Origin of the sequence: uncultured Intestinimonas sp. (assembly GCF_944387245.1) — a bacterium.
Taxonomy (GTDB): domain Bacteria; phylum Bacillota; class Clostridia; order Oscillospirales; family Oscillospiraceae; genus Intestinimonas.
The window spans coordinates 1-3974 of sequence record NZ_CALXEE010000124.1 but is presented as its reverse complement, the minus strand read 5'-3'; the positions used below and the strand labels follow the sequence as shown (position 1 = coordinate 3974).

Genomic DNA, 3974 nt, shown 5'->3' with positions numbered 1-3974 from the left:
CATATCGTTCCACGGTCCTTTTTTCTTGTCGTTATTCCACCACCAGCAGGTCCTTGGGGTAGGCATTGAGGACCTCGCAGCCGGTCTCGGTGACCAGCACCAGATCCTCGATACGCACCCCCAGCTTGCCCGGCAGGTAGATGCCCGGCTCCACCGAGAATACCATGCCCGGCCGGGTGAGCACCTCACAGGCGGAGGAGTTGTCCGGGGGCTCGTGACACTCCAGACCACAGCCGTGGCCCAGCCGGTGGGTGAAGTAGGGGCCATAGCCGGCGTCGGTGATGACCTTCCGGGCTGCTGCATCGATGTCCCGCATGGGGATGCCGGGGCGAATCATGGCCTCGGCGGCCTCATTGGCCGCCCGGACGGTCTCATACACCCTCCGCCCCTCCTCGCTCACCTGGCCGAAGAAAACGGTGCGGGTCATGTCGCACCAGTACCGCTGGATGGGGATGAAGATGTCCATGACCACCGAGTCTCCGCGCTTGAGCACGGTGTCGTTGGGACCGTGGTGGGGATCGGCGCCGTTGGGCCCAAAGCAGACCAGCTGGCCCTCGCTGGACCGGTCGGCACCGTGGTCCTGGAAGAGTTTCTCCACCAGGCTGGCCAGCTCGTTCTCCGTGGCGCCTGCATGGATGGCCTGAATGGTGGCCGCCATCACCTGGTCGTTGATCTTAGAGGCCCGGCGCATGGCGTCGATCTCAGCTGCGTCCTTGCACATCCGGGCGTCGTCCACCGGGGCGGAGCCCAGCACCGGCACAATGTCACTGCGGCGGCTCAGGATGCCGATGAGGAACTTGCTTGGCCACCACTTGTCCACCCCCAGCTTTCCAGGCTTCAGGTCGGCCGCCAGGATGGCGGCGGGGTCGTCACTGTCGGTGTGGAGCTTCATGGGCAGGTCGGGCTGGGGCTGGAGGGCGAAGAGCTCATTGGCGTACAGGGTGCAGCTGCCGTCGTCCCGGATGAGCAGGGCCAGCATCCGCTCCATGGGCTCCACGTGGATGCCGGCGAGGTAGTACACCGAGGCAGTCGCCGTCACCACGATCTGCTCCAGGCCCTGGGTGGCCATGTTCGCCACCACACGGTCCAGGCGTGTCTGATTCATAGTGTGTATCTCCTTTGTGTCAGTTAAAAAGGACGCGGTCCCGCCGTCAGGCAGGCCCGCGTCCTTTCCTTTATGGGATTGTCTTACTTCTTGGTGTAGTCGAAGAAGCCCACACCGGTCTTGCGGCCCAGCTGGCCGGCACGGACCATCTTGCGGATCAGCAGGGAGCAGCGATACTTGGAGTCGCCGGTCTCGCTGTACAGGGTGTCCATGATGGCCTGGCAGACGTCCAGGCCGATCAGATCGCCCAGAGCCAGGGGGCCCATGGGGTGGTTGGCGCCCAGCTTCATGGCGGTGTCGATGCCCTCAGCAGTGGCAACACCGGTGTAGAGCAGGTCGGCAGCCTCGTTGATCATGGGGATCAGGATCTTGTTGACCACAAAGCCGGGGGCCTCGTGGACCTCAACGGGCTCCTTGCCGATCTCCACGGACAGATCGTGGATGGTCTTGTAGGTCTCGTCGGAGGTCTTGGCGCCGCGGATGACCTCAACCAGCTTCATGACAGTGGCGGGGTTGAAGAAGTGCATGCCGATGAACTTGTCGGGGCGCTGAGTGGCGGCGGCAATGGCGGTGATGGAAATGGAGGAGGTGTTGGTGGCCAGGATGGTCTCGGGCTTGCAGATCTTGTCCAGGTCAGCGAAGATGGACTTCTTGATCTCCAGCTTCTCGACAGCGGCCTCGACCACCAGATCGGCGTCGGCGGCAGCATTGAGATCGGTGGTGAAGGTCATCTTGTCGGTGATGGCCTTCTTGCCGGCCTCATCCAGCTTGCCCTTGGACACCAGCTTATCCAGACCCTTGTTCAGACGGGCCTCGGAAGCCTTGATGATGTCGTCGTTGATGTCGCGCACGGTCACATCAAAGCCCTTCTTGGCAAAGACCTGGGCAATGTCCAGGCCCATGGTGCCGCCGCCGATGACAACGATCTTTTTCATAGTTGCATACCCCTTTTCCCAATTTTTATTAAAATCATGTCTGATCATATTCCAGACCTGATCGTCCGGACGTGCGATAACGGGTGCCATATGTAACCCGGAACCGGCTTACTTGTTCTGGAAGTGCTTCTCAGCGCGCTTCTCCAGGAAAGCGCTCATACCCTCGGTCTGATCCTCGGTGCCGAAGCAGACGCCAAAGGCCTCAGCCTCAAAGGCGGAGCCGGTGGCGATGTCGGTCTGCATGCCCATACGGATGCAGCGCTTGGACTCCTGCACGGCGATCTGAGCGTTGGCGCAGATGGCGTTGGCCAGCTCCATAGCCTTGGGCATCAGCTCCTCGGGGGGATAGACCTCGCTCACCAGGCCGATGGCCTTGGCCTCGGCGGCGCCGATGACCTTGGCGGTGAGGATCAGCTCCATGGCCTTGGAGATGCCCACAATACGGGGCAGACGCTGGGTGCCGGCGAAGCCGGGGGTGATGCCCAGGCCCACCTCGGGCTGACCAAACTTGGCCTTCTCGCTGGCCAGACGGATATCACAGGCCATGCACAGCTCGTTGCCGCCGCCCAGAGCAAAACCGTTCACTGCGGCGATGACGGGCTTGGCCATATTCTCCAGCTTCAGGAAGACGCTGCCGCCATGGACACCAAACTTCTTGCCGCTGGTAGAGGTGAGGTCCCGCATCTCACCGATATCGGCACCAGCCACGAAGGAACGGCCGGCGCCGGTGAGGATCACTACATAGATATCATCATTGGCGGCCACTTCATCGATAGCCGCATCCAGGTCGCTGAGCACCTGGCTGTTGAGGGCGTTCAGGGCTTCCTGACGGTCAATGGTCAAAATACCAACATGACCCTGCTGTTCAATTTTGACAAATCCCATAGTTTGCTACCTCCTTTGTAATGCGATGCAGCCCTTCCCACCAGGCCTTTCGCAAGTATCAGTATAGACCGTTTCTCCCCACTGCGCAAGAGGGCAAAAGGGAAAATTTTTGTTTCAAAAGCACAAGTATTTACAAGATAAGCGGCTCTTTTTCGCATCATTTTCATGTGGTAGCACCAATTTTCCCGTTTTTTGGGAACATCTTGGACGCCAAATTCCCGTTATGGTGAATTTGTCACCCTGCCAACCCGGAGAGCCACTGGGACACCGGCAGATAGAGCAGCGGCAGGAAAATGGCCGGCAGCATGTTCCCCACCCGGATCTTGGCCTTGCCCAGCCCAAGCATATTGATGGCGATCCCCACAATGATGGTGCCGCCCACGGCGCTCATTTCCGTAATGGCAGCGCTGTCCAGGAAGGGCCCCACTTGAGCAAAAAGGAGGGTGAGTCCCCCCTGATAGATCGCCAGCGGAAGGACAGAAAAGGCCACGCCCACACCCATGGCAGAGGCCAGCGTGATGGAGGTCACGCCGTCAATGACGCCTTTGGAGATCAGAATATCATATTTCCCCTGGATGCCAGCCTCCATGGAGCCCATGATGGCCATGGAGCCCACACAGAACAGAACGGCGGCGGTCACAAAGCCCTCCGTAAAACGGCTGCTGCTGCCGCTCTCACCGCCGGCCAGCTTCCGCCGGAGCAGCTCCCCTGCCGCGTCCAGCCGGTCCTCGATGCGGATGGCCTCCCCAAGGATGGTCCCCAAGACCATGCAGACAATGACGCACAGCGTATTCTCCGTAGCGATGGCGGAGGTCACCCCGATGCCCAGCACACACAGCCCCAGTGCATGGGTAAGGATGGTATTGAACCGGGCACCGATTCGATTTTTAAAGAGCACGCCCAGGATGCTTCCGATCAGAACGAGCACGGCATTGATGATGGTTGCAAGCATGAAAACGGGACCTTCTTTCTCTTGAGCACACATTGGGATTATCATACCACAGATTAGCTGTCCATGTAAAGCGTTAAAGTGATAAAACAAAAAAACG

The 3974-nt window shown here is 59.8% G+C and carries 4 protein-coding genes; all 4 read right to left on the bottom strand.

The window, feature by feature from the left end; translation table 11 throughout:
• Window positions 1-31 precede the first annotated feature (31 nt).
• The 4 genes from Q0K15_RS10880 to Q0K15_RS10865 all read right to left on the bottom strand — a co-directional run bounded on the left by Q0K15_RS10880 (window position 32) and on the right by Q0K15_RS10865 (window position 3877).
• The gene (locus tag Q0K15_RS10880; RefSeq protein WP_294515866.1) at window positions 32-1105 is read right to left on the bottom strand and encodes a Xaa-Pro peptidase family protein; all 1074 of its coding nucleotides are present in this window, start codon (window positions 1103-1105) and stop codon (window positions 32-34) included.
• 83 nt (window positions 1106-1188) lie between these two features.
• Window positions 1189-2088 carry a 3-hydroxybutyryl-CoA dehydrogenase gene (locus tag Q0K15_RS10875; RefSeq protein WP_365933940.1) on the bottom strand — a complete coding sequence of 300 codons (900 nt, stop codon included), beginning with the start codon at window positions 2086-2088 and terminating at the stop codon, window positions 1189-1191.
• Window positions 2089-2148: 60 nt separating this feature from the next.
• The gene (locus Q0K15_RS10870) at window positions 2149-2925 is read right to left on the bottom strand and encodes an enoyl-CoA hydratase-related protein (protein WP_294515864.1); all 777 of its coding nucleotides are present in this window, start codon (window positions 2923-2925) and stop codon (window positions 2149-2151) included.
• A gap of 235 nt (window positions 2926-3160) precedes the next feature.
• On the bottom strand, window positions 3161-3877 hold the full coding sequence (locus Q0K15_RS10865) for a DUF554 domain-containing protein (RefSeq protein ID WP_294515863.1): 717 nt from the start codon (window positions 3875-3877) through the stop codon (window positions 3161-3163).
• Window positions 3878-3974 lie beyond the last annotated feature (97 nt).